Genomic DNA, 26,372 nt, shown 5'->3' on the forward strand with positions numbered 1-26,372 from the left:
CGCTACGTTAGTAACAGCCCGTTTCACTCGCCCTGTGGGTCACGCTAAAGCGCGTTAGCCGCAAGCGGCTTCCGACCGGGCTGGCGCACCAGCCGGTTTTTAACGCAGTAGCGCCGACACACAGCAGATCGTGTGCTGGTTCTAAGACGTGCGCCATCGCACTCCACTGACGCGCCAAGTGCAGTAATCTCCGCGCCGCTCTAACTAGCCCCTTCTGCTCGCCCCTGGCTAATCACCCGGGGCGCCGGCCAAAAGCCGCTACGCTGAAACTGCGTCTAGCGCCTGATTGTCCTCCGACTATTCAAAACTGCTCGCCTGCCTCAACCAAGGACTTCCCTATGTTCAAGTCGATTGCTGTTATAGCTGTTGGCACCCTGCTGTTCAGTGCATTCAACCTTTGCAACGCGCAAGAACAGAAGCCCATTCTGATCAAGTTTGCCCATGTTGCCGATGAGCATACGCCCAAGGGTCAGGGGGCGTTGCTGTTCAAACAGTTGGTCGATCAGCGCCTGGCAGGCAAGGTCAGCGTTGAGGTTTACCCGACCTCCAGCTTATTTGGCGATGACAATGAATTGCAGGCCTTGGCTAACAACGAGGTGCAACTGCTGGCACCTTCACTGGCCAAGTTCGAGAAATACACCAAACAGTTGCAAGTCTTCGACCTGCCCTTCCTGTTCGACGACCTAGAAGCCGTCACACGCTTCCAGAAGCGCGCCAAAGGCCGTCAATTGCTGCGTTCCATGGAGGCGCACAACATCATTGGTCTGGCGTATTGGCATAACGGCATGAAGCAGCTCTCAGCGACTAAAGCGCTGCAAGTGCCCAGTGATGCGGCGGGTTTGAAGTTCCGTATTCAGCCCTCCAGCGTGCTGGAAGCGCAGTTCTATCAGATCGGTGCGGCGCCCTTGGCGATGCCTTTTGCCGAGGTCTTCGCTGCGCTGCAAAGCGGCAAGGTACAGGGCACCGAGAATGCCTGGTCGAACATCTACACCAAGCAGCTGCACACCTTGCAGCCGTTCATTACCGAGACCAACCACGGTGCGCTCGACTACATGCTGGTCAGTAATCAGCGCTTCTGGTTTTCGATTCCGCACCAGATCCGCAGCGAGCTGGAAGCCATCATTGATGAAGTGAGCTTCGCGGTGAATCACCAGTCTGAAGAAGCCAACCGTGCAGACCGTCAGCGTATCGAAGCGTCCGGCAGCAGCCAGATCATCACCCTCACTGACGAACAACGCGCTGCCTGGCGCACCGCCATGCAACCGGTTTGGCAGCAGTTTGAAGCCGAGATCGGCGCAGACATACTCAAGGCTGCGCAAACGGTAAACCGCAAATCCCGCGACTAATCGCTCCCCAAAGCCTCAAGCGTCAAAACGGCGGTTATCCGTGCTGACGCTTGAGATCGCTTAGCGGCCTGCTGAGTCTTGCACCTCTAAATCACCCTGCCAACCACCACCCAACGCAGCGATCAGCTGCACGCTGGCGGTCAAACGACTGCCCAGCAGGCTGAGGTTGGTGCGTTCGTTGTTCAGCGCTGTGGCCTGCACATTGACCACGCTGTTGAAGTCCACAGTGCCGGCACGGTACTGGTTCTCGATCAGGCGCAGGGATTCGCGGGCGGCGTCCAGTGCTTCTTGCTGGATCACGGCTTCCTCCTGCAGCACGCGCAGTTGCACCAGGGTGTCCTCCACCTCACGGAAGCTGTCGAGCACCGACTGGCGGTATTGCGCCACGGTCTGGTCGTAGGCCGCTTCACTGCGTTCCAGTTCGGCGCTGCGCGCGCCACCATCGAACAGGGTCAGGGCCAGCTGCGGGCCGAGGGACCAGAAACGGTTAGGCAGGTCGATCCAGTCGGCAAAGCTGCTGCCACGGTAGCCGCCGCTGGCGGAGATAGTCAGGTCCGGATACCAGGCGGCTTCTGCCACGCCGATTTCGGCGTTGGCGGCTATTACCCTGCGTTCGGCGGCGGCCACATCAGGGCGACGCTCCAGCAATTGCGATGGCAGCGCCACAGGAATTTCCGGCAATGCTGGCAATTTCTCGCGCACAGCGATGCTCAGCTCGCTAGGCGGTACACCGACCAGCACGGCAATCGCATGTTCCAGCTGCGCGCGCTGCCATTGCAGATCGATAGCCTGGGCCTGGGAGCTTTTCAGCTGGGTCAGCGCCTGACTGACATCAGATTTCGGCACGATGCCGGCGTTGTACTGATTTTCCGTGAGTTTCAGTGAACGCGCATAGGCCGCGACTGTGGCATCGAGCAGGCGCTGCTGATCATCCAGCACACGCAGTTGCAGGTAGTCCTGCACCAGCTCCGCCTGCAGGCTGAGCTTTAGCGCGGCCAGGTCGGCGGCGCTGGCCTCGAAACCCGCGCGGCTGGATTCCAGCGAGCGGCGCAGCTTGCCCCAGATATCCAGTTCCCAGGTGGCATTCAGACCCAGCTCATAGCTCCTGCTGATATCGCCGGTGCTGGCTGTGGTGCTGCCAGTGTTGTTATTGGAACCACTGCCCTGGCTGCTGCGAGTGGCACCGGCGCTGCTCGACAAACTGGGGTAAAACGCCGCTCGCGCACCGCGAACCAACGCGCGCGCCTGGCGATACTGCGCCTCGCTGGCAGCCAGACTCTGGTTGGAGATATTCAGCCGCTCGACCAGGGCATTCAGCTCAGCATCGCCATACAACTGCCACCAGCTGCCGCGCTCTAGCACATCGCCGGGCTTGGCCTGGGTCCAGCCTTCGATCTGTTTGAACTGCGCCGGGGTTTGCAGCTGCGGGCGCTGATAGTCCGGGCCAATGGCGCAGCCGCCTAACAGCAGGCTGAGTGTAAGCAGCCCCATGTAGGAGCGGACCACGCCCGCGAATGGCTTGGCAACGGAAAAGGTTTCGCGAGCATGGCTCGCTCCTACGGGTGTTGGCAGCAGAGTCATAACGGAGTTTCCAGAGCAGCGTCAGTGCGCACACCGCGCCAGCGGTTAACCCGGTGGCGCAGGCGGTCGAAATACAGGTAGATCACCGGGGTGGTGTAGAGAGTCAGCAACTGGCTCAGTACCAGCCCACCGACAATGGTGATGCCTAGCGGCTGGCGCATTTCCGAGCCTTCGGCGCTGCTGAGCATCAGCGGCAGCGCGCCGAGAATCGCCGCCAGGGTAGTCATCATGATTGGCCTAAAACGCAGCAGACAGGCCTGGCGGATCGACTCCTCCGGACTCAGGTGCTGCTGGCGTTCCAGCTGCAGGGCCAGGTCGATCATCAGAATCGCGTTCTTCTTGACGATGCCGATCAGCAAAAACAGACCGAGCAGTGAAATCAGGCTGAATTCGATGCTCATCAGCTGCAAAGCAAGCAGCGCGCCGACCCCGGCCGAGGGTAAGGTGGAGAGAATGGTCAGCGGGTGGATATAGCTCTCGTAGAGCACACCGAGAACGATATACACCACCACCAACGCCAGCAAAATCATCCACGGCTGATTCTGCTGGGTTTTCTGGAAGGCGCCGCCAGTGCCGCCGAGCATGCCCTGCACTTCGGTGGGCAAACCGACCCGTGCAACCGCGTTGTTGATCGCCGCGCTAGCCTGATCCAGGCTGATGCCTTCGGCCAGGGCGAAGCCGATATTTTCCGCAGCGAACTGGCCCTGGTGATGCACCCGGTCTTCTTCCAGGCTGCGCTCCCAGCGCGCGAAACTGGATAACGGCACCCGCGCGCCCTCGGTGGTGATCAGTTGAATCTGGTCGAGGGTTTCCGGGTACTGGGCGAACTGCGGGTTGATCTCCATCACCACGCTGTACTGATTGAGGCTGTCGTAGATGGTCGACACCTGACGCTGGCTGAACGCGTTATTCAGCACAGCGGTGATCATATTCATGTCCACACCCAGGCGTTTGGCCATGTCGCGGTCGACCACCAGGCGGATCTGTTGGGTGCCTTCGGCCTCCTTGGCGTCGATATCGGTCAGCTCCGGCAGCGCGCGCAGCGCTTCGCGTACCGGTGGCAGCCATTTGCGCAGTTCGTCGAGATCGCCGGACAGCAGCATGTATTCGTTTTCCGAGCTGCGCCCTTCTCGCCCGCCGATCTGCAGGTCCTGATCAGGCATCAGAAACATCCGCCCGCCGGGCACTTTCGGCACCGATTGGCGCAGGCGGTTGATCACGTCCTGGGCGCTGGCATTGCGCTCGGTGATAGGCTTGAGGCGCACGATCATAAAAGCGTTGTTGATCCCGCCGCTGCCGCCGATAAACCCGGCCACGCTGTCTACCGCTGGGTCAGCCAGCACGGCGCGGCGGAAGATTTCCATCTTCGGCTGCATCACCTGAAACGACAGACCGTCATCGCCGCGGATCATGCCCATCAGCTGGCCGGTGTCCTGCTGCGGCATAAAGGTTTTCGGCACGCTGACAAACAGGAAGATGTTCAGCGCGATGGTCGCCAGCAGGCTAAACAGCATCAGCAAGGAGTGTTTTAGCGCCCAGTCCAAACCGCGCGCGTAAAACGCCAGCACGCGCGTCTGCACGGCCCCGCCCCAACGCTGCATGGCGCTGGGCTGGTGCTCGGCGGTTTCGGCCTTGAGCCAGCGCGCGCAGAGCATCGGAGTGAGGGTCAGCGACACCAGCAGGGAAATCACGATGGCCACGGCCAGGGTGATGGAAAACTCGCGGAATAGCCGCTCGACGATGCCGCCCATAAACAGAATCGAGATAAACACCGCGACCAGCGACAGGTTCATCGCCAGCAAGGTGAAGCCCACCTCGCGCGCGCCCTTGAACGCCGCCGCCATGGGCGTTTCGCCGGCCTCGATATGCCGCGAAATGTTTTCCAAAACGACGATGGCATCGTCCACCACCAGGCCGGTGGCAATGATCAGCGCCATCAGCGACAGGTTGTTCAGGGAGAAATCCAGCAGGTACATCACCGCAAAGGTGCCGACCAGCGACACCGGTACGGCCAGGGCCGGAATCAGCGCCGCGCGCCAACGGCCGAGGAAGGCGAACACCACCAGAATCACCAGCACCACGGCGATCAGCAGAGTTTGCTCGGCCTCATGCAGGGTGGCGCGGATTACTGGCGAGCGGTCCATCGCCACTTCCAGCTCGATGCTGGCGGGAATCACCGCCCGCAAGGCCGGCAGTTGCTCGCGAATACCGGCGATGGTTTCGATGATATTGGCCCCGGTCTGCCGGTTGATCACCAGCAGCACCGCCTGCTCATCGTTGAAAAAACCGCTGTTGTAGCGGTCCTCGACGCCATCGGTAACGCTCGCCACATCGCCCAGGCGCACGGCTGCGCCGTTCTGGTAGCGAATGATCATCGGTAGGTAATCGGCGGCTTTTTCCAGTTGATCGCTGGCCTGTACCTGCCAGTGCCGCTCGGCATCTTCCACCGCGCCTTTCGGCCGCTTGGCGTTGGCGGCACTGATGCTCTGGCGCACTTCATCCAGGGCGATGCCGTACTGATCGAGCAGGCGCGGCTCCAGGGCCACTCGCACGGCGGGCAAGGAGCTGCCGCCAATCTGCACTTCACCAACGCCGGTTACCTGGGCGAGTTTCTGCGCCAGGATGGTCGAGGCCACGTCGTACAGCTGGCCCTTGTTGAGTACATCGCTGGTAAGCGACAGCACCATGATCGGCGCCTGCGACGGGTTGACCTTGGCGTAGGTCGGCATGCTGCGCATACCGCTGGGCAGCAGCTCGCGTGAGGCATTGATCGCCGCCTGCACCTCGCGGGCAGCGGCATTGATGTCTCGGTCCAGGTCGAACTGGATCATGATCCGCGTGTTGCCCTGGCTGCTGCGGCTATTCATCTGGCTGATGCCGGCGATGGTACCGAGCGAGCGCTCCAGCGGCGTCGCTACGCTGGACGCCATGATCTGCGGGCTGGCCCCCGGCAGGCTGGCCTGCACGGTGATCGTAGGGAAATCCATCTGTGGCAGCGGCGCCACCGGCAGCAGGCCGAAGCTGACGCCGCCGAGCAGCAAAATTGCCAGGCTCAGCAGCAGGGTGGCCACCGGCCGGCGGATAAAGGGGCCGGAGAGGTTCATGGGTTGACCACAAGCCCGGCCGCGCTACGGCCACTGATGCGCCGCGACAGGCGATCGAAGTACAGGTAGATCACTGGCGTAGTGAACAGGGTGAGGATCTGGCTCAGCAGCAGCCCGCCGACCATCACCAGCCCAAGCGGTTGACGCAGCTCAGCGCCGGAGCCGGTGGCCAGCATCAGTGGAATCGCGCCAAACAGCGCGGCCAGGGTGGTCATCAGAATCGGCCGAAAGCGCAAAAGCGCCGCCTGGTAGATCGCCGCTTCCGGCTGCATGCCCTGGTTGCGTTCGGCGTCGAGGGCGAAGTCGATCATCATGATCGCGTTCTTCTTGACGATGCCGATCAGCAAGATGATGCCGATGATCGCAATCAGCCCCAGCTCGTTGCCGCTGATCAGCAACGCCAGCAGCGCGCCAACCCCCGCCGAGGGCAAGGTGGAGAGAATGGTGATCGGGTGGATATAACTCTCGTAGAGCACGCCAAGCACGATGTACATGGTGACGATGGCCGCGAGAATCAGCAGCAAGGTGCTCGACAGCGACGCGCGGAAGGCTTCTGCCGCGCCCTGGAAGCGCGTCTGCACCGCCGGAGGAATACCGATCTCCTGCTCAATCCGTTCAATCACCTCCACCGCCTCGCCCAGCGATACGCCGCTGGCCAGGTTGAATGACAGCGTGGCGGCCGGGAATTGGCCGATATGGTTGATCAGCAGGCTGGCGGCGCGCTCCTCGACCTGGGCCAGGGTCGACAGTGCGACCTGTTGGCCATCGGCGGCCTTGACGTGAATCTGCCGCAGCGCCGCCGGGCCGATGCTGCCGGCGTTCTCGCTTTCCAGCACCACGCGGTACTGGCTGGCCTGGGTGTAGATGGTGGAAATCTGCCGCTGACCAAAGGCGTCGTACAGCGCGTTATCGATATCGGCAATGCTTACGCCGAGGCGCCCGGCCATGTCGCGGTCGATCTGCAGAAACACCTGCAGACCACGGTTTTGCAGGTCGCTGGCCACGTCAGTCAGCTCCGGCTGCTCGCGTAGCGCGCTGACCAGTTTGGGTACCCACTCTTCCAGCAGGCTGATATCCGGCGATTCCATGCTGAACTGGAACTGCGTGCGGCTGACTCGATCCTCGATGGACAAATCCTGCACCGGCTGCAGGTACAGTTCGATCCCAGGAATCCGCGCCAACTCCGGACGCAGGCGTTCGATGATCTGGCTGGCGCTGACATCGCGCTCGGCCCGTGGCGTCAGGTTGATCAGCAGGCGGCCACTGTTCAGCGTCGGGTTGTCGCCATCCACACCGATATAGGACGACAGGCTGGCAACGGCCGGGTCCTGCAAAACCACCTCGGCCAAACGCTGCTGGCGCTCGCTCATGGCGCGGAAGGAAATAGACTGCGGCGCTTCGGAAATGCCCTGGATCACTCCGGTGTCCTGCACCGGGAAGAAGCCCTTGGGCACGGCCAGGTAAAGCACTACGGTCAATGCCATCGTGCCGATGGCCACCAGCAGGGTCAGCGGCTGGTGCTTGAGTACCCAGGTCAGCCACACGCCGTAACGGGCAATCATGGCGTCGATCACCGCGCCGGCGGCGCGGTAGAAGCGCCCTTCTTCCTCTGGTTTTTCTGCCTTGAGTAGGCGTGCGCACATCATCGGCGTGAGGGTTAGCGATACCACCAGTGAAATCAGGATGGCCACCGCCAGGGTAATGGCGAATTCGCGAAACAGCCGCCCGACCACATCGGCCATAAACAGCAGTGGAATCAGCACGGCGATCAGCGAGATGGTCAAAGAGACCAGGGTAAAGCCGATCTGCTTAGCACCTTTAAGCGCGGCATTCAGCGGGGTTTCGCCCTCCTCCAGATGCCGCGCGATGTTCTCCAGCATGACGATGGCATCGTCCACCACAAAGCCGGTGGCAATGGTCAGCGCCATCAGCGTCAGGTTATTGATGGTGAAGCCGGCCAGGTACATCACGCCGAAGGTGCCAATCAGCGACAGCGGCACGACGATGGATGGAATGATGGTCGCCGACACCTTGCGCAGAAACAGGAAGGTCACCAGCACCACTAGGGCGATGGCCAGCAGCAGCTCATGTTGCACGCCCTTGACCGCCGCCCGGATGGTTTCGGTGCGATCGGTCAGCACGCTGACCTCAACGCTGGCCGGCAGGCCTTGAGTCAAATTTGGCAACAGGGTCTGGATGCGGTCGACTACATCGATCACGTTGGCCCCGGGTTGGCGCTGCACATTGACCAGCACCGCCTCGTTACGGTTGGCCCAGGCGGCCAGGCGCTGATTTTCGGCACCGTCGATGATGCTGGCAACATCCTTCAGGCGCAGGGTGGCGCCGTCCTTGTAGGCGAGGATCAGCTCGCGGTATTCGTCTACGGACTTCAGCTGATCGTTGGCATCCAGTTGCGATACCCGGGTCGGCCCGTCAAAGTTGCCTTTGGGCTGGTTGACGTTGCTGGCGGTGATCAGAGTACGCACATCGCTGAGGTTCAAACCATAGGAGGCCAAGGCTTCCGGGTTGACCCGCAAACGCACAGCCGGGCGTTGGCCGCCGGCCAGGCTGACCAGACCAACGCCGCTGGTTTGCGCGAGTTTTTGCGCCAGGCGGGTATCGACCAGATCAAATACCTGCGGCAACGGCAAGGTTTTCGAGCTGATGGCCAGGGTCAGTATCGGGGTGTCAGCCGGGTTGACCTTGTTGTACACCGGCGGTGCAGGTAAATCGTCGGGCAGCAGGTTGCTCGCACCGTTGATCGCGGCCTGCACTTCCTGCTCGGCGACATCCAACTGCACCTCCAGGTTGAAACGCAGGGTAATCACCGACGCGCCGCCCGAGCTGGTAGAGGACATCTGTTTCAGCCCGGCCATCTGCCCGAACTGGCGCTCCAGTGGCGCGGTGACCGCACTGGTCATCACGTCCGGGCTGGCGCCTGGATACAGGGTCATCACCCGGATAGTCGGGTAATCCACTTCCGGCAACGCCGACACGGGCAGCAGCCGATAAGCGATCAGCCCGCTGAGGAAGATCGCCAGCATGATCAGCGTGGTGGCGACCGGGCGCAGGATAAACAGGCGAGAGGCGTTCATTGGGCGCGCGGCGCTCGGCTGCCTTCAGGGGCGGCCGCTTTGGTCTGGGCGGCGACAGGCGTGTCGTCGATCACCTCAACCTGATTACCCGAACGCAGGCGATCAGTACCTTCCAGAACCAGGCGATCGCCCGGCTTGAGGCCCTGCTCGACGACGTTAAGCTGGCCATCGCTGGCGCCGACGTTGATGGGCGTCAGCTGTACGTTGTCTTCAGCGTCGACCACATAAGCGAAAGTACCGCTGGCACCAAACTGCAACGCTGCCGTTGGCATCAGGGTGACGTTCTGCAGGGTTTTCACCCGCAGGCGCACGTTGACGAACTGGTTGGGAAAGAGCAGTTCTTCGGCGTTGGCGAAACGCGCTTTGAGCTTGACCGTGCCGGTGGCGGTGTCGATCAAATTGTCGATGCTTTCCAGCTCGCCTTCGGCCAGCAGGAGTTTTTCACTGCGATCCCAGGCCTCGACGGTCAGGGTCGCGCCACTGCGCAATTGCTGCACCACTGCCGGCAGCTCGGCTTCTGGCAGGGTAAACATCACGGCAATCGGCAGATTCTGGGTAATAACCACCAGCGGCAGCGTATCGCCACTGCTGAGCAGATTGCCGACATCAGCCTGACGAATGCCCAGGCGACCGCTGATAGGTGCGCGAATCTGGGTGAAGTCGAGGTTCAGCCGCGCGGTGGCGACATCCGCCTGCAGGCTCTTGAGGCTGCCGCGGTATTGGTTGACCAGCGCTTCCTGGGTGTCGAGGGTCTGCTTGGCAATCGAGTCTTCGGCATACAGGCCTCGGTAGCGCGCCAGGTCCAGCTCGGCATTGCGCAGCTGCGCCTGGCTCTCCTGTAGCGCGCCCTGGGCTTGCTGCAGAGCAATTTCATAGGCGCGTGGGTCAATCACCGCCAGCAGATCACCGGCCTTGACCTGTTGGCCGTCCTTGAACAACAGCTTGACCAGTTCGCCATCCACTCGGCCGCGCACATTGACCGTGTTGTAGGCGGTGACAGTGCCCAAGGCCTTGAGCTCAACCGGGAAGTCGCCCTGGCTGACACTAGCAACGCGCACCGGCACCGGCCCACCATCACGCCAAGGGCCGCCACGCGTGGGCGCTTCCGGCGAGCTGGGCCAGAACCACCATAGCAGCAAGGCAAGAGCAACCAGCGCGAGCGAGCCGAGCAGCCATTGCCGCGACAGGTTGCGAGGACGGGTGGTGAACTGTGAATCAGGCATGGCAACGATCACTTCCTTGGGGAGCGTGAACGATATGCACTATCAGCCGGCCTGCAAAGCCTCTTTACCGCCTATTTACCTTTTCCTTACGTAACTAAATATCTGATGCGAATAGAAAATTGTCGGGGCAGTGTTCAATGTCGCGTAACGTCGGGCCGCAGGGATGGCGAGCCACAAATGAAAACGGCCTGCAAAGCAGGCCGTAGGTACAGCGATCAACAACTGTTACTTGAGTACAGCCAGGGCTGCCTCGTAGTTCGGCTCATCAGCAATTTCACTGACCATCTCGCTGTGCAGCACCTTGTCGTGCTCGTCCAGCACCACCACGGCACGGGCGGCAACACCGACCAGCGGGCCGCTGGCAATCGCCACGCCGTAGTTCTGCAGGAAGTCGGCGCCACGCATGGTCGACAGGTTGATCACGTTCTGCAGACCTTCGGCACCACAGAAACGCGCCTGGGCGAACGGCAGGTCAGTGGAAATGCACAGCACCACGGTATTGGCCAGCTGGCTAGCACTGGTGTTGAAGGTACGCACGGAGGTGGCGCAGGTCGGGGTGTCGACGCTTGGGAAAATGTTCAGAACTTTGCGCTTGCCGGCCAGGCTGGCCAGGCTCACATCGCTCAGGTCACCGGCAACCAGGCTAAACGCCGGCGCTTGCTGACCAATCTGTGGCAGTTGACCGGTGACTTCAACCGGGGAGCCTTTGAGGGTGACTTGTGCCATGGGAACGATCCTTATCATTGGAATTAACGGGCGGAAAACAAGTAAGGGCGCGAACAAACCAAATGGCAAGCTCGCGCCCTCTTGAAGCAAACCGTTGAAAAACGTAGGCGAGGCAGGCAGGACAAGGCAAAAACAGGCGAGGAAGCGGATTTTACGGGTTTGTAAATGAGCATTCCGAGCCTGTTTTTAACGCGGTACTGCCAACGCAGGTAGTTTTGCAACGGCTTGCCAGAGCGGGCAAGCATAGTTGACCAATGAGTCAGACTACCCTTCCCGTCTAAGCGACACATCAATTTTTTGCGAAGTGATCCTTGGTCAGCTTGACCACGATCGGGCTTAGCAACAGCAGCGACAGCAAGTTAGGAATAGCCATCAAGCCGTTGAGGGTGTCCGCCACCAGCCAGGCAAAGTCCAGCTGGGCAATCGCGCCAAACGGCACGGCCACGACCCAGAGAATGCGGAACGGCAGGATCGACTTGGTGCCGACCATGTATTCCCAGCACTTCTCGCCGAAGTAGCTCCAGCCGAGGATAGTGGTAAAGGCAAACACCACCAGGGCAATGGTCAGAATATAACCACCGACGCCCGGCATGGCCTGTTCAAAGGCCGCAGCAGACAACGCCGCACCGCTGACGCCGCTGGTCCACACGCCGGAAGTGATGATCGCCAGGCCAGTCATCGAGCAGATGATGATGGTGTCGATAAAGGTCCCGAGCATGCCAATCATCCCCGAACGCACCGGGCTGTTAGTGGTGCCGGCCGCCTGAGCGATACCCGCAGTACCCAGACCGGCTTCGTTGGAAAAGATCCCGCGCGCCACACCAAAGCGAATCGCCGCCATCACCGCCGCACCCGCAAAGCCACCGGTAGCCGCAATCGGGGTGAAGGCATAGGTGAAGATCATTTCAAAGGCTGCCGGGATTTCCGATGCGTTGACCACCAGCACCACGAACGCGGCGATGATGTAGGCCACACACATAAACGGCACCAATGTCGCGGCTACTTTACCAATGCGCTTGATACCGCCGAGGATCACCATGCCGACGAAGACCATGGTCACCACGCCGGTGACCCACAGTGGCACGTTGAAGGTGGTTTGCAGAGCGGCGGCCATGCTATTGACCTGCACCATGTTGCCGATGCCAAAACCGGCAAAGCCGCCAAAGATGGCGAACGCGGTGCCCAGCCACAGCCACTTCTTACCCAGGCCGTTCTTGATCGCGTACATCGGGCCGCCGACATGCTCCCCGCGCTCGTCCTTCTCGCGGTAATGCACCGCCAGTACCACTTCGCAGTATTTGGTGGCCATGCCGACCAGTGCGGTACACCACATCCAGAACAACGCGCCTGGGCCGCCAAGGAAGATCGCGGTGGCCACACCGGCGATATTGCCGGTACCCACAGTGGCTGCCAGACAGGTCATCAGCGCCTGGAACGGGCTGATCTCGCCACTCTCGGCATCGCCTTTCTGACGGCCTTGCCACATCAGCTTGAAGCCTGCGCCGATCTTGCTCAACGGCATGAACTTCAGGCGCAACATGAGGAACAGACCGGTGCCGAGAATTAGCACCAGCATGGGTGGGCCCCAGACCACACCATTGAGTTGATTGACCAGGGTGTTGACGAATTCCATGCTCATTTCCTTATTCTTGTAGTGAACGCGAGGTGGGTAGCCTTCGCTTGTCCGATTGCCGGGTAGGCCATGCTGTTACACAGAACGCGAGCCGGGTTGGCGCGCCTGCGAACAACGGATCGGGCTATCCCAGTCAGCACAACGACTGCCCAGTGATCAGCGGCGGTCAGTATATGAAGACTGCGATAGTGGTTTTCACTGTTTAGATTTCAACGCTCAGACGTTTTGAGCGAGGGGCGCAATTTAAACGCGAATTTAATGGCTTAATCCAGCATTAACCCGCACAAACAGCCCCTAAAAATCACGCCGATAGAATAAATCCAGAGAACTGGCCAGCCCGCTGGCAGCCTCGAGGTAGAGCCGTTTGCTCAGCTCATAACGCAGGGCGATGGTATTCGCCGGCTCAAATACACCCACGCCGTAACGCAAACTCAAACGCTCTGACAGGTTGCCGCTGGCCACCACGCTGGTGGTCACCCCCGAACCTTGGGTGTCGAGCTGGAAATCACTGATACCCAGGCCCTGCGCCAAGGTATTGACCAGCGGCGCGCTGCCCGCCATGCCGAGGGCCAGCGCAGCCTGGGCCAGCATATTGTTGTCACCACCGCCCTGCCCCAGCGGCCGCCCCATGACCAGGTAGGACAGCGCCTGCTCCTGGCTCATGGCCGGTTCGGAGAACACCTCAGTGGTGGGCTGTGCGGCATTGCCACTCAGCCGCAGGCCGGCGGTGACGTCATCGACCTGGCGCACCGCTTCGATATCGAGAAATGGCTGGTCAATCGGCCCGGCAAACAGCAAGCGCGCACGGCGCACATTGAGGCGCTGACCATAAGCGCGGAATCGGCCTTTGTTCAGGCTTAGCTCGCCACGGGTATCTAGGTCATTACCAATATGCACACGGCCAAGCAGTTCAGCGTCCAGGCCAAAGCCGCTGAAGGTCAGACGCTGCTGGCCGACTTCAACATCAATATCCATGGCAATCGCCGTAGCCTGTCGTTGTGTACTCTCGCGGCCAACCACCTGAGCATCATTGGAAACCTGCACCGTTGAGGGTGGCAGCTCGCGCACTTCAATCTTGCCACTGGGGATCAGCACTTTACCGGCCACCGACAGCTGCTCATCGCGCAGGCTCATACGCAGATCCGGCTCAACCTCCAGCGCCGCGTAAGGCTCCACCGTCACCGGCAGCCGGCTACCGCGCAGCTGCATATCCGCAAGCAATCCACCGGCCCAGCTCAACTCGCCATTCAGGCTGCCCTGGCCGTGCTCGCCACTGCGCCAATCACCCTCCAGCTGCAGCCGCTCACCCTCGATGCGGGCTTGCAGTTGCAATTGTTCGATATTCATCGGCAGCTCGCCGCCGCTTATTTCACCACCTTGCACGCGCAAGCTGCCGTTGATCTGCGGCGCCAGTAGCCCGCCTGCCAAGGTGCCCGTGCCGCTTAGTTGTCCGGCAATACGCTCGACCATCGGTACAAACGGACGCGCCAGAGCCAGGTCCAGGCCGTTCAAGCGAAAGCTTCCGGACAGCGGCTTGCTCGCCGGGCGCGGATCGAGCTGAGCCTGCAGCGACAGCTCACCAATGGCCGGGCCACGCAATTCCAGCAGGCTGTCGATGCCCTGCGGGCGCAATTGCGCGCTCAGGCGCAGGCTGTCGTAGGTAAAGTCCAGCCATTGCTGCTGATCACGCACGCGCCAGATGCCACTGCCGGCATTCAGTTCCAGGCTGCCATTCGGTCCGCTGGCCGGCAGGTCCAGTTGCAGCTGACCGTTGAGCTGGCCCTGCCAGGCGAAATCCTCGGGCCACAGGGCAGTCAGGCTGTCCATGGGGAAGTTGCTCAGCTGATAGTTCAGCTTGGGCTGCGGCAGCAGACGCTGCTGCGTGCCACACAGGCTGGCATCGCCAGAACGCCAGCAATGCGCACCCAGGCTGAGCTGCCCATTGGCCAGGCGCACCAGCGTGGCCGGCTGTTGCAAACGCCAATCCTGGCCGCCGCTTTGCACCTCGCCACGGCTCAGGCTGCCGCGCCAAGTGCCCTTGTCCAGCTTGCCGGCCAGGGCCAGTTGGCTATTCAGCAGCGGGCCTTGCAGCTGCATTTCAAGGCTCTGCTGGTACTTATCACCAGCGGCAGTGGCATCCAGGCGACCCAGCTCCGTTTCGCCCAGCTGAATACCCAGCGCCTCCAGCGTGATTCGACCACGCTGGGCGTTATCCAGGCTGGCGTCGAGCGTGAGCTGTTGCAGGCGTTGGTCTTCAAAGGCCAGGCGCTGGCCTTGCAGCTGAAACTGGCCTTGTGGCGCTTGCAGATTGCCGGCCAGTTCCAGCTGGCCATTGAGTTGGCCCTGCAAACCGGGCCAAAGCTGACCCAGTCGCGGCATTGCCAGCAGCAACTGGCCACTCAGCTGTTGCTGCAAGGCGACCTTGCCACTGATGCGGTTATCGCCCAGGCGGATATCCAGGGCATTCAACTCGCCCTGCTCCAGGCCGCCGGTAAACTTCGCCAGCAACGTGGCCGGCTGGCCGCGCAAACGACCAGTGAGATCGATATCGGCATTGAGATTGAGCTGCTGATTGATCAGGCTGCCGGAGCTGTTCAAGGGGCCGGCAAGCGTGCCGGGCAACTCAGCCAGCCAGTAGGCCGGATCAAGCTGACTCAACTGCAGGCGCACATCCCAGCTCAGCTGCTCGGCAAACCCCAGGCTGACCTGGCCTTCCGCGCGGCCCTGGCCTGCCTGTAAACGCAGCTCGGGCAGATACAGCTTTTGCAGGTCGCCGCTCAACGGGCTTTGCAAGCTAAAGGCGCCGGCCGGGCCATCCAGCTCGGCGGCGAAATGGCCGAGGTAGTTGCCATCCTGATAGGCCAGCTCTCCCTTGAGCGTTTGCAACGCCACCGGTAGCTCGTCCTCCAGGGGATAAAGACGCTGCCAGGGAAAGTTCTGCCAGCTGAAGCGGCTGTCCAGGCTCAGACCCTGCTGCCAGTTCAACTCGCCACTAAGCTGTACCTGCTGACCGGGTTTTGCCGTGAGGCTCAGATTACTGACGGTCGCGCCGTCAGCCTTAAGCAGCCCCACCAACGCCAAGGCGATCGGTTCCTCGGCTGCCGGCAAACTGGCACTGCCGACGACCTGATAGCCATCCTGCAGATCGCCCTGCGCATTTAGCTCCACCTGCTCAAGAGCCAGGCTATCCGGTAGTTCAGCGCTGGCCTTGAAGGCCGCAACCTGCAAACGCAGTTGCGCTGGCAAATGCTCTGCCAACGGCTGCAGCCAGCCCGTCAGTTCGCCTTGCAGATAGCCGCTGCTATTGGCTGTCAGTTGCACCCGCTCGCGCAATTCCCCTTTGAGCTGCAGCGTCACCGGCCAGGCCTGCTGTTCGGGCGCGGGGAGTTGCAGTTGTCCGTTTAGCTGCAACGGCCAGTTGCCGGAGGTTTGCACCTGGCCTTGTAGCGCGAGCTGCAGATCGGCAGTGCGCAGGCCGAGGGTATCGATCTGAATGCCCTGCGCAGTCCAGCGCGCGGTCAGCTGCAAGCCTTGCAACTGTTCGACGCCATTAAGCTGCAGGCTGTCGATCTGCACCTGACCCAGTTGCAGTGCCAGTGGCAGGCTCAGGTCCGGCAGGTTAAATGGCTCGCTGCTGGGCTGCTCATCATCTGGGAACACCAGGTTGATCCGCTCGCTGTGCAGCTGCTCGATACACAGAGTCAGACGCAGCAGACAGGCTGGTGACCAATCCAGGCTAGGCGCCATCACTCGCACACTGTCATCGCCCTGCTGCCAGCGCAGCTGTGCCGCCGTCCAGCTGCCACCCAGACGGCCGTTGAAGTCGTCCACCTGCAAGCCCGGCACCTGCGCCAATAACCAGCGACTGCCGCTCTGGCTGCCCAGCAGCAGGCTAAGGCTGATAGCCAGCACAAGCAGCAATCCGAGTAGGCCGAGTAAGCCCTGGCGCAGGCGACGCTTCATAGCTCCGGGCCCATGGAGAAATGCAGGCGCACGCCGCCCTGGTCATCCAGCGGGTGCGCTAGGTCGAGGCGCAACGGCCCCAGTGGCGACACCCAGCGCACGCCTATGCCCACGGCGCTTTTCAGCGATGGAATCTCCAGCGAGTCGAAGGTGTTGCCCTGATCGACGAAGCTCGCCAGGCGCCAGCGCTCGGTCAGGCTGTATTGGTATTCCAGGCTGGCGGCAAACAGATAGCGACCGCCAACCTTGTCGCCGGCGCGGTTTTCCGGTGACAGACTCTGGTAGTCATAACCGCGCACGCTCTGATCGCCACCGGCAAAGAAGCGCAGCGACGGCGGCACCTTGGCAAAGCCATCGGACTCAGTGCCGCCCACTTGCACCCGGCCGAGCAACCGGTGTCGGGTAAATAGCGTGGTCAAGCCTTTGAGTTGGACATTACCGTGCAACACATTGGCATCGGACAGCAGTCCCTCGGCCGCGCCGGACAGGTCGAGTTGCAGGCGGTAGCCGTGGTTGGGATCAATCTGGTTGTCACTCTGCAAGTAGGAATAACTAACGCCTGGCATCAGTAGCGTACTGACGCCAGAGTCATCGCCAAGCTCGTACTCCTCATGCTGCCACTTCAACGACAGTACGCGCTGCCAGCCGCTGTCGAGTTTGCTGTGCCATTCCGGGCCGACGGTCAGCAAGCGGCTGCTGCTGTCGGTGTTGGCCAGGTCTTCGGCCTGATAGCCGCCAGCCACGCGCAGTTTGTCGGTCAGCGGCGGATCAAGCGGCACGTCGTACCACAGGCCGACATTCTGCCGCGGCGCTGACAGCTCGAACTCCGCGCCATAACTATGCCCCTGCGGGTTGGCCCAGTGCCGCGTCCAGTCGGCCCGACCACGCGGACCAACATCGGTGGAAAACCCCAAGCCAAGGCCCATGCTGCGCGGCTTGCGCGCCTGCAATTGAACCTGCACCGGGATCTGTTCGGCGGTAGCACTGGCGGGGTTGGCATCCACCTGCACCGACTCGAAATAGCCACTTGAGCGCAGGGCCTGATACAGCTCGGCAATCAACGCCGAGTCATAGGGCGTATCAGCCGGGAACGGCACCATGCGCTGCAGCAATTGCTCATCGAAGGGCGCATCGCCGACAAAACTCACTTCGCCTAACTGGTAGCGCGGCCCGCTGAGGTAGATCAGCTCGATATCGGCAACCCCTGCCTCGGGGTCAATCGTCAGTCGCTGACTGCTAAAACGTCCGGCAAAGAAGCCATAACGCGAGGCCTGATTCTGAATTTCGCGCTTGGCCGCATCGTAATGACCGTGGTTAAGCTGGGCACCGCTGCGCAGCTGCGGGTCATGGGGCGTACGGAAATTGCGCAGCTGCGCGGCAGGACCTTCGACGCGCACCACCACATCACGCAAACGCACCGGCTCACCCGGCTGAATGCGCACGGTCAACCGAGGTGGTGCGCTCTCGCTTATCTCGGTCGTGATCTGCGCCTGGTAGTAACCCAGGGCTTGTGCAGCTTTTTCGGCCTGGCTCTGGGCCACCCGGCGAAAGCGTTGCAGAGCGTCGGCATCGCGATCGCCTAGGCTACCGATATAGCCCTCGATATTGCTTTTCAGCGCGCTATTGGCCGGATCAACCCGCACGCGTAACGGTGCCTCGGCCAGGGCCGTTGCGCTCAGTAGGAGAAGAAATAACCCTGCAAGAAGGTTGGGGAAAACAGACATGGGGGCGATGCTAGCACGAGCTCAGGGCCGACTTAGAGCCGCAGTACGGCTAAATAGTTGCGACTCGATGTGCCGGCAGACACACCGAGCAGGCCGTTGTCAGGCACTGGCTTTGACTGCCACTTGAGGGCTGGGATGGAAGAACACGTGCTCGATAATCGGGCCTATGGCCACCTCGCCAATTTCCTCGTAACCCTGACGTTTATAGAAATCCAGGTAATGCCCATTGCCGGTATCCAGCACCACACCCTGGGAACTGGCGTCTTCGGCGCACCAGTTGTGCAGCGCCTCAAGCAGTTGCTCACCGAGGTGCTTGCCCTGGTACTCCGGGTGAATGCCCAGCAGCGGCAACACGTGGTACGGCCCCGGCGGCAGGCAGGCGATCACCGCGTCGTGGTATTCCAGATAGCGCTTGGTACAGCGGAAACCGGTGGTCAGCAGCATGCGCATGCGCCAGCCCCAGCTTTCGGTGATATCCATGCGCCGCTGCGGTGGGGCGATCAGCGCCATACCAATCAGGCGGTCGTCGATCAGCAAGCCAATAGCTGGCAGGTCCTCACTAAAATGCTGCTGCACCAACTCGCGCACTGTGGCGCGTACACGCTGGTCATAGCCTGGCCGTTCGGCTTCAAACAGGTAGGCAAAGGTGGGGTCGTGACGGTAAGCGTGGTACAGCAACGAGCGTGCTTCGCGGGCATAGCCACTATCGAGCATACGTACTTCGGCGAGACTGTTAGGCATCTACTTGACCTCTGTTGTTCTTGATTTACTGGGCCTGCAGCCACGTTAGCACCCTGCACCCAGCGTCGCCACAGGCTGGCCGGCAGTACTGCTAATCGGCTAGCATCGCGGGCTTTCCAGAGCCACAGCCAGGACTGCCGCCCATGAAGATCGTCTCCTTCAATATCAATGGCCTGCGTGCACGCCCGCATCAACTGGCCGCATTGATCGACAAACACCAGCCGGATGTTATCGGCCTGCAGGAAACCAAAGTCGCCGACGAGCAGTTCCCTGAGGCGGAAATTCGCCAGCTCGGTTACCACGTGCATTACCACGGCCAGAAAGGTCACTACGGCGTCGCCCTGCTCTCGCGCCAGGAACCGCTAAGCCTGCACAAGGGCTTTCCCGGTGATGCCGAGGACGCCCAGCGGCGCTTTATCTATGGCACCTTTGCCGATGCCCAGGGCAACCCGGTCACGGTAATGAACGGCTACTTCCCCCAGGGCGAAAGCCGCGATCACCCCACGAAGTTTCCGGCTAAGCAGCGCTTCTATGCGGACTTGCAGAACCTGCTGCTCAGCCAGTTCAGCCCCGAACAGGCGCTGGTGGTGATGGGTGACATCAATATCTCGCCGGAAGACTGCGACATCGGTATCGGCGAGCCGAACCGCCTGCGTTGGCTGAAAACCGGCAAATGCAGCTTTCTGCCCGAGGAACGTGAGTGGCTGGCCACCCTAAAGAACTGGGGCCTGATCGATAGCTTCCGCCACCTTAACCCGGCAGTGAATGACCGTTTCAGCTGGTTCGATTACCGCAGCCGCGGTTTCGAGGACGAGCCCAAGCGTGGTCTGCGCATCGACGTGATTCTCGCTTCCCAGGCGCTGCAAGGGCGAATCAAGGATGCCGGCGTCGACTATGACCTGCGCGGCCTGGAAAAGCCTTCCGACCACGCACCGATCTGGTTGGAGTTGAGCTGAGAGGCTTGTGGCAGAGCCTTTAGTCGATGAGTGACTGTCATATTACAGTCACTTTTTTGTCTTATCGTCGCGACACTTTCACTCACCCATATAAGGTGTTTGCCGCATGTCGCGCGCCTCCGCTGCCTTCGAACGTGATACCTGGATTCGCACCGTCAGCTTTTTGCTGCTCGGCTCCATCTGCTACGCCCTGCCCTGGTCGGTATTTGCCGCCCTACCCATCCCCAGCGACAACAGCAGTGTGCTGCGCATTCAGGGGTCCAATACTATCGGCGCGCGGCTTGGCCCGGCACTGGTCAAGGGACTGCTGGAAGAACAGGGCCTGAACGCCATTCGCATCGAAGCAGGCAGCGTAGAAAACGAGCAGACGATCACCGGTAAAACCGCCGATGGCCGCAGTGTCAACATTGAGGTGGCTGCCCACGGTTCGGGCACTGGTTTCACCTCACTGGCCGATGGCAGCGCCGAGCTGGCTGCCTCATCCCGGCCGATCAAGGACAGCGAGGCCACCAGCCTGCAAAACCTGGGCGATCTGAAAAGCGCTAGCGCCGAGCAGATCATTGCCCTCGATGGGCTGGCCATTATTCTGCATCCGAGCAACCCGCTCAGCGCGCTGAACACCGCACAATTGGCGCAGATATTTGCCGGCGAGATCAGCAACTGGGCGCAGCTCGGCGCACCAGCCGGAGCCATTACCCTGTACGCCCGCGATGACAAGTCCGGCACCTTCGATACGTTCAAGGAGCTGGTGCTCAGTGCCAACGGCAAAGCCCTGGCTGCCAATGCCAAACGCTACGAGTCCAGCGAAAAGCTGTCCGATTCGGTCAGCCAGGACCCTAACGGCATTGGCTTTATTGGCCTGCCCTATATCCGTCAGGCCAAGGCCGTAGCGATTGCCGCCGGCGACTCGCAACCGATGCTGCCAAGCCTGACCCTGATCGCCACCGAGGATTACCCGCTGTCGCGCCGGCTGTTTCTGTATAACCAGCCGGAGCTAAGCAACCCCTGGGGCCGTGCCCTGGTGCAGTTCGCCCACAGCACACGTGGCCAGGCGATTGTCGACCAGAACGGCTTTATTGCGCAGACCGTGCAGGCGGTGAAAATTCCCGCCAACGCGCAAATGCCCGTGGACTACCAGGCCTTGGCGCAGAATGCCCAGCGTTTGTCGGTGAACTTCCGCTTTCAGGAAGGCAGCGCCAACCTCGACAACAAGGCCTTGCGCGACCTAAACCGGCTGATGGCCTACCTGCGCGAGCAGGACAAGCTGCGCGATAAGGTGGTGCTGGTGGGCTTCGGCGATGCCAAGGCCGACACCGCACGCGCCGAATTGCTGTCCAAACTGCGTGCCATGGCGGTACGCCGCGAGCTGAACAAGGGCGGTGTAATTTTCCGTGACATCATCGGCCTTGGCGATGAACTGCCTGTGGCGGCCAACAGCGGCGACGAAGGACGGATCAAGAATCGTCGGGTGGAGGTCTGGGTTTACTAAACGGTGGATACGGCCGTTTTGCAGATCGTGCTGTATCAGGCATTAATTCACCACGCCAAGTGACTAAGCTGAACAAACAGCCTTAATCATCACTCGGAGTCTGCCGTGCATGTGCATCACTCTCTATGGCTACTCGTGCTGCTGGCGCTGCCACTTGTACAAACCACCCAGGCCGAGGTGTTCCGGGTGTTTGGCAGCCACGATGGCTTCCCCAAATATTTTGAGGAGGATGGCGAGGCCAAAGGCATCGTAGTGGACATTAGCAAGCACTGCCTAAGCCACATACAAGTGCCCTACCAGATCCAGTTACTGCCGTGGAAACGTGCTTACGCCATGGCAGAACGCGGTGAAGGCGGCGTGATCGGTTTGTCGATCAGTGATGAACGCCTGGCCCTGTTCGATTTTTCCGAGCCGATCTTCACTGAACATATTGTGCTGGTGGTGCAGAAAGGCCGTGAGTTTGCCTACCAGGACGTCACGGACCTAAAGGACAAACTGATCGGCGTCACCATCGGCACCAGCTATGGCACTGTGTATGACGAAGCCGTGACCAACGGCAGCCTGACCATCGTTGGCTTCAACGACACCCGCAGCGGTCTGGGCATGCTACAGCGTGGTCGCATCGATGCGATCCTACTCGGTTCCAGCATCGATATTCGTAGGCTTGCCCAGAGCTGGCCAGGCTTGCAGCCAGATGCCTTCACCACTTTGCCGGTGCCGTTCAAGAGTGACAGTAAGCACATGGGCATCGCCAAAACGCTGAAGATGGGCTGGTTCCTAGAGCAGTTCAATCAGTGCCTGGAGAACGGCCATGACACGGGCATTTTTGCCCCGATCATCTACCAGTACAGCAACTGACTTCCTGTTTCTGCGCTTGCCAAGTTTCCCGTTAGAGCCTAATGCTTAGGCCATATCTGTGTTGGCCATTGTTTCAGGAGCACTGATCGTTTGAGTTCACCGAGTATTGTTATTGAACCGCTGTTACAGCGTGGCAAGTTGTATTGGCAAGTGCGTATGGGCAGGCGCAGCCTGATTTTTCAACAGGAGCAAGCCGCCCGCGCCTTCGCCGCGCAATTGCATATGCGCCACCTCTGGCTGCAACAAGGCGCGAGTTCAGACGACTAGTTTGCCTCACCAGAAACACCACACTCGCCACAACGCACAAGGCCCGCAGATGCGGGCCTTGTGCGTTTCCAGTGGCGCGTTTTAGCGGCTGGCGTTCATCACTTCTTTCGACACGTATTTGCCAATCTCGAATTTGCCAATGGCCGCGCGGTGCACTTCGTCCGGGCCGTCGGCCAGACGCAAGGTGCGCTGCATGGCGTACCAGTAAGCCAGGGGGAAGTCATTGGAAACCCCGGCGCCGCCGTGGATCTGGATGGCGCGGTCGATCACCTTCAGCGCCACGTTCGGTGCGACCACCTTGATCTGGGCGATTTCGCTGGCGGCAATCTTGTTACCCACGGTGTCCATCATATAAGCCGCGTTCAGCGTCAGCAGGCGGGCCATATTGATTTCCATGCGCGAATCGGCGATGTGATCGATATTGCCGCCCAGGCGCGCCAGCGGCTTGCCGAAGGCAGTACGGTTGATCGAACGCTCGCACATCAGCTTGAGTGCGCGCTCAGCCATGCCGATGGAACGCATGCAGTGGTGAATACGGCCTGGGCCAAGACGGCCCTGGGCGATCTCGAAACCTCGACCCTCGCCCAGCAACACGTTTTCGTAAGGCACGCGCACGTTCTCAAATAGCACTTCGGCGTGTCCGTGCGGCGCGTCGTCGTAGCCGAATACCGGCAGCGGGCGCAGTACTTTCACGCCCGGAGCATCCATTGGCACCAGGATCATCGAGTGTTGCGCATGGCGCGGGCCATCCGGGTTGGTCAGGCCCATAAAGATCATGATTTTGCAGCGCGGATCGCAGGCGCCCGACGTCCACCACTTGCGGCCGTTGATCACCCACTCATCGCCCTGGCGCACGGCGCTGGCCTGCATATTGGTGGCATCGGAAGACGCCACGCCTGGCTCAGTCATGGCGAAGGCGGAACGGATGGTGCCATCCAGCAGCGGCTTGAGCCACTGCTCTTTCTGCGCTTCGTTGGCGTAGCGCACCAGTACTTCCATATTGCCGGTGTCTGGTGCGGCGCAGTTGAACGGCTCGGCGCCGATCAAGGAGCTGCCCATGATTTCCGCCAGCGGCGCGTATTCGGTGTTAGTCAGGCCGGCACCCAACTCGGAGTCCGGCAGAAACAGATTCCACAGGCCTTCGGCTTTAGCCTTGGCTTTCAACTCTTCCATGATCGCGGTGGGCTGCCAGCGGTCGCCTTCATTGACCTGTTGCTCAAACACGGCCTCGGCTGGATAGACATGGCTCTCCATAAACGCGGTGACGCGCTCACGCAGCTGCTGAACCTTGGGGGAGTAGGCGAAATCCATGGATAGCTACCTTCTGACGCTGATTTTTGGGAAGTTCGGTGAGGTGGAAATGATGCTAGAACAGCGGTTAAGATTTATCTAATCTATTCTCACCGTGTATTAACATTCATCACCGATATATGTTCCACTGATAGCGATCATCACTCGGAGTGAGCGTGCAATGAATCTGAACAAGGTCGACCTCAACCTCTTTGTCGTCTTCGACGCCATTTACACCGAGGCCAATCTGACCCGCGCCGGGCAGATCGTCGGCATTACCCAGCCGGCAGTGTCCAACGCCCTGGCACGCTTGCGCGAGACCTTCAATGACCCGCTGTTCGTGCGTACCGCCCAGGGCATGGTGCCCACGCCCATGGCACAGAACATCATCGGTCCAGTGCGCAATGCGCTGCAGCAGCTGCGCATCTCCGTGCAGGAAAGTCGCATCTTCAACCCGGCCCAGGCCAACAAGACTTTCCGCATCAGCATGACCGACCTTACCGAGGCCATCGTCCTGCCGCCGCTGTTTCAGCGCCTGCGCCGTATGGCGCCCAATGTGAATATCGAGAGCATGCTGGCGCGCCGCCGTGAAACCACCAAGGAACTGGCCGCCGGCCGCCTGGATTTCGCAGTGGATGCCCCGCTCAACACCGACCCTCAGGTACGCCACGTCAAATTGATGGAAGACCGCTACGTTTGCGCCATGCGCCGTGGCCATCCGCTGGCCAAAGAGAAAATCACCCTCGACGAATACATGGGCATGACCCATATCCATATCTCCAGCCGCCGCAGCGGCCTTGGCCACGTCGACCTGGCCCTTGGTCGCATGGGCATCCAGCGCAAGATTGCCCTACGCTCGCAACACTACCTGATGGCCACCACCGTGTTGCAAGGCACCGACATGGCCATGACCGTGCCGGAGCGCTTCGCCCGGCGTAACGACCTGCACTTTGTCGAGCTGCCAATCAAGGACATGACCCCGCTGGAGACCCACATCTACTGGCACGAAAGCACCGATCAAGACCCGGCCAACCGCTGGATGCGCGAGCAGATTATCGAGATTTCTCAACAGGCCACGGCTCAAGAAAGAGAAGCCTAGAGGCATGAGCGGTTTAAACCGTCTGGGCCTGATCGCAGCGCCTGCAACTCATTGCTGGATATCTCTATGTGGACTAATATTTATATAAATTCCATATAGGGATAAATATTATGTCCATCGCTCTGCAGCAAAATGACTTAGCCCTTGATCTCGATTCGACCAAGGCTGGCCAGGTTGCGCTGAAGTTTTTCTTCAACTTGATGGAGAAATGGGACTGCACAGTGGAACAGCAGATGGTCCTGCTGGGCTCAATCGGCCGTAGCACCCTGTACAAGTACCGCCAGCTTCCCGAGGTACGCCTGCCTCGCGACACGATGGAGCGCGTGTCCTATCTGATGGGTATTCACAAATCCCTGCGGATTCTCTTCGGCGACAAACCCTCGACCTATGAATGGATCAAAAAAGCCAATAGTGAGGCGCCGTTCAATGGCAACAGCGCCCTGCAGGTAATGCTCGCGGGGGGCGTGGTCGATCTGGCCGATGTGCGCCGCTATCTCGACGGTGTAAGAGGTTGACTGTGCCGCCAGCCTTGATGACCCTGCCAGATTGGCGACGGGCCTATCGTCTGGTCTCCAGTTCGTTCCCGCCGATTTCCATATTTGAAGATGTGCTCGATCCCGCCGACCTGGAACAGGCCTACCTGATCGAAGGCCTGACCAATGATCGCCTGCGCGAACAAGCCGGCCTGTTGTCTCACGTGGCGACCGAGGATCGTATCAGTGGCCCAGGTTCATCGCCGCTGATGGCGGCCTTCACCCATGTCGGCGCAGCCAGCCGTTTCAGCGCAGGTCAGTACGGCGTGTACTACTGCGCCGACAGCTTGCAGGCAGCGGTGGCGGAAACCCGTTTTCACCGCGAACGTTTTCTACGCGCCACTGCCGAGCCTAATCTGGAGCTGACCCTGCGCAGTTATGTCTGCCGTATCGTCAAACCACTGCACGACATTCGTGCGGATCACGACCAGCTGCATGACCCCGATTTAACGACTTACCCCGCCACTCAGCGGTTCGCCGCCGAACTGCGCAAGCAGCAATCCTGGGGGGTGCTGTATCGCAGCGTGCGCCACCTTGGCGGCGAATGCGCCGCGCTGTTTCGTCCACCTGCGGCGAGCATTCCACAACAAGGCGTGCATTTTCGTTATGTGTGGGACGGCAAGCTGCAACAAATCGTCAATGTGTTCGAGATCAAGGAAATCGCCTAGCTGGCGCCAGCACTGTGCTTCAATGGCCTACTTGAAACCGCTGGTGATTAGCTCAGGCGCTGCACGAGGATCACAA

Annotated in this window: 18 protein-coding genes; 8 read left to right on the forward strand and 10 right to left on the reverse strand. The window is 60.6% G+C overall.

Annotation, left to right across the window (positions count from 1 at the left end; all coding sequences use genetic code 11):
• Positions 1-338 precede the first annotated feature (338 nt).
• Complete coding sequence (locus tag AACX99_RS09555; RefSeq protein WP_339411292.1) at positions 339-1,346, forward strand: DctP family TRAP transporter solute-binding subunit; 1,008 nt, start codon at positions 339-341, stop codon at positions 1,344-1,346.
• A 60-nt stretch (positions 1,347-1,406) separates the two neighbouring features.
• Here the strand turns inward: AACX99_RS09555 and AACX99_RS09560 are convergent, their stop codons facing one another.
• The 9 genes from AACX99_RS09560 to AACX99_RS09600 form a co-directional block, all read right to left on the reverse strand.
• The gene (locus tag AACX99_RS09560) at positions 1,407-2,837 is read right to left on the reverse strand and encodes an efflux transporter outer membrane subunit (protein WP_339411475.1); all 1,431 of its coding nucleotides are present in this window, start codon (positions 2,835-2,837) and stop codon (positions 1,407-1,409) included.
• 86 nt (positions 2,838-2,923) lie between these two features.
• Positions 2,924-6,031 carry an efflux RND transporter permease subunit gene (locus AACX99_RS09565; RefSeq protein WP_339411294.1) on the reverse strand — a complete coding sequence of 1,036 codons (3,108 nt, stop codon included), beginning with the start codon at positions 6,029-6,031 and terminating at the stop codon, positions 2,924-2,926.
• Entirely contained in the window at positions 6,028-9,126 is a 3,099-nt protein-coding gene (locus AACX99_RS09570; protein WP_339411296.1) for an MdtB/MuxB family multidrug efflux RND transporter permease subunit, read from the reverse strand. The genes AACX99_RS09565 and AACX99_RS09570 overlap by 4 nt, the downstream gene beginning before the upstream one ends.
• Positions 9,123-10,349, reverse strand: a complete 1,227-nt coding sequence (locus tag AACX99_RS09575) for an MdtA/MuxA family multidrug efflux RND transporter periplasmic adaptor subunit (protein ID WP_339411298.1) — start codon at positions 10,347-10,349, stop codon at positions 9,123-9,125. Before AACX99_RS09575 ends, AACX99_RS09570 begins: the two co-directional genes overlap by 4 nt.
• A gap of 225 nt (positions 10,350-10,574) precedes the next feature.
• Positions 10,575-11,075: a thiol peroxidase gene (tpx, locus tag AACX99_RS09580; protein ID WP_339411300.1), complete on the reverse strand. Its 501-nt coding sequence runs from the start codon at positions 11,073-11,075 to the stop codon at positions 10,575-10,577.
• A 289-nt stretch (positions 11,076-11,364) separates the two neighbouring features.
• Positions 11,365-12,708 (reverse strand): alanine/glycine:cation symporter family protein, encoded by a 1,344-nt coding sequence (locus AACX99_RS09585; protein WP_339411301.1) that lies wholly within the window; start codon positions 12,706-12,708, stop codon positions 11,365-11,367.
• A 294-nt stretch (positions 12,709-13,002) separates the two neighbouring features.
• A complete protein-coding gene (locus tag AACX99_RS09590) occupies positions 13,003-16,671 on the reverse strand; it encodes a translocation/assembly module TamB domain-containing protein (protein ID WP_339411303.1) in 3,669 nt (1,222 codons plus the stop codon).
• Positions 16,668-18,395: an autotransporter assembly complex protein TamA gene (locus AACX99_RS09595; RefSeq protein ID WP_339411305.1), complete on the reverse strand. Its 1,728-nt coding sequence runs from the start codon at positions 18,393-18,395 to the stop codon at positions 16,668-16,670. Before AACX99_RS09595 ends, AACX99_RS09590 begins: the two co-directional genes overlap by 4 nt.
• 99 nt (positions 18,396-18,494) lie before the next feature.
• Positions 18,495-19,136 (reverse strand): GNAT family N-acetyltransferase, encoded by a 642-nt coding sequence (locus tag AACX99_RS09600; RefSeq protein ID WP_339411307.1) that lies wholly within the window; start codon positions 19,134-19,136, stop codon positions 18,495-18,497.
• A 143-nt stretch (positions 19,137-19,279) separates the two neighbouring features.
• Between AACX99_RS09600 and xthA the strand changes: the two genes are divergently transcribed.
• The 4 genes from xthA (at position 19,280) to AACX99_RS09620 (ending at position 22,706) form a co-directional block, all read left to right on the forward strand.
• Entirely contained in the window at positions 19,280-20,092 is an 813-nt protein-coding gene (gene xthA / locus AACX99_RS09605; RefSeq protein ID WP_339411309.1) for an exodeoxyribonuclease III, read from the forward strand.
• A 106-nt stretch (positions 20,093-20,198) separates the two neighbouring features.
• A complete protein-coding gene (locus tag AACX99_RS09610) occupies positions 20,199-21,581 on the forward strand; it encodes a phosphate ABC transporter substrate-binding/OmpA family protein (RefSeq protein ID WP_339411311.1) in 1,383 nt (460 codons plus the stop codon).
• Positions 21,582-21,686: 105 nt separating this feature from the next.
• Positions 21,687-22,439, forward strand: coding sequence for a substrate-binding periplasmic protein (locus AACX99_RS09615; RefSeq protein WP_339411313.1), 753 nt, complete (start codon positions 21,687-21,689; stop codon positions 22,437-22,439).
• Positions 22,440-22,529: 90 nt separating this feature from the next.
• Positions 22,530-22,706, forward strand: coding sequence for a hypothetical protein (locus AACX99_RS09620; protein ID WP_339411315.1), 177 nt, complete (start codon positions 22,530-22,532; stop codon positions 22,704-22,706).
• A gap of 81 nt (positions 22,707-22,787) precedes the next feature.
• Here the strand turns inward: AACX99_RS09620 and AACX99_RS09625 are convergent, their stop codons facing one another.
• Positions 22,788-24,017 carry an acyl-CoA dehydrogenase gene (locus tag AACX99_RS09625; RefSeq protein WP_339411317.1) on the reverse strand — a complete coding sequence of 410 codons (1,230 nt, stop codon included), beginning with the start codon at positions 24,015-24,017 and terminating at the stop codon, positions 22,788-22,790.
• A 160-nt stretch (positions 24,018-24,177) separates the two neighbouring features.
• Here AACX99_RS09625 and AACX99_RS09630 point away from each other — a divergent pair, with 160 nt between their 5' ends.
• From AACX99_RS09630 to AACX99_RS09640, 3 genes are all read left to right on the forward strand, one after another.
• Positions 24,178-25,095: a LysR family transcriptional regulator gene (locus AACX99_RS09630; protein ID WP_339411319.1), complete on the forward strand. Its 918-nt coding sequence runs from the start codon at positions 24,178-24,180 to the stop codon at positions 25,093-25,095.
• Between the two features lie 110 nt (positions 25,096-25,205).
• Positions 25,206-25,610, forward strand: a complete 405-nt coding sequence (locus tag AACX99_RS09635) for an MbcA/ParS/Xre antitoxin family protein (protein WP_339411321.1) — start codon at positions 25,206-25,208, stop codon at positions 25,608-25,610.
• Positions 25,611-25,627: 17 nt separating this feature from the next.
• Positions 25,628-26,296: an RES family NAD+ phosphorylase gene (locus tag AACX99_RS09640; protein ID WP_339411476.1), complete on the forward strand. Its 669-nt coding sequence runs from the start codon at positions 25,628-25,630 to the stop codon at positions 26,294-26,296.
• The last annotated feature ends 76 nt before the right edge of the window (positions 26,297-26,372 follow it).

It is taken from the genome of Pseudomonas sp. EA_35y_Pfl2_R5 (assembly GCF_963970805.1).
Lineage (GTDB): Bacteria > Pseudomonadota > Gammaproteobacteria > Pseudomonadales > Pseudomonadaceae > Aquipseudomonas.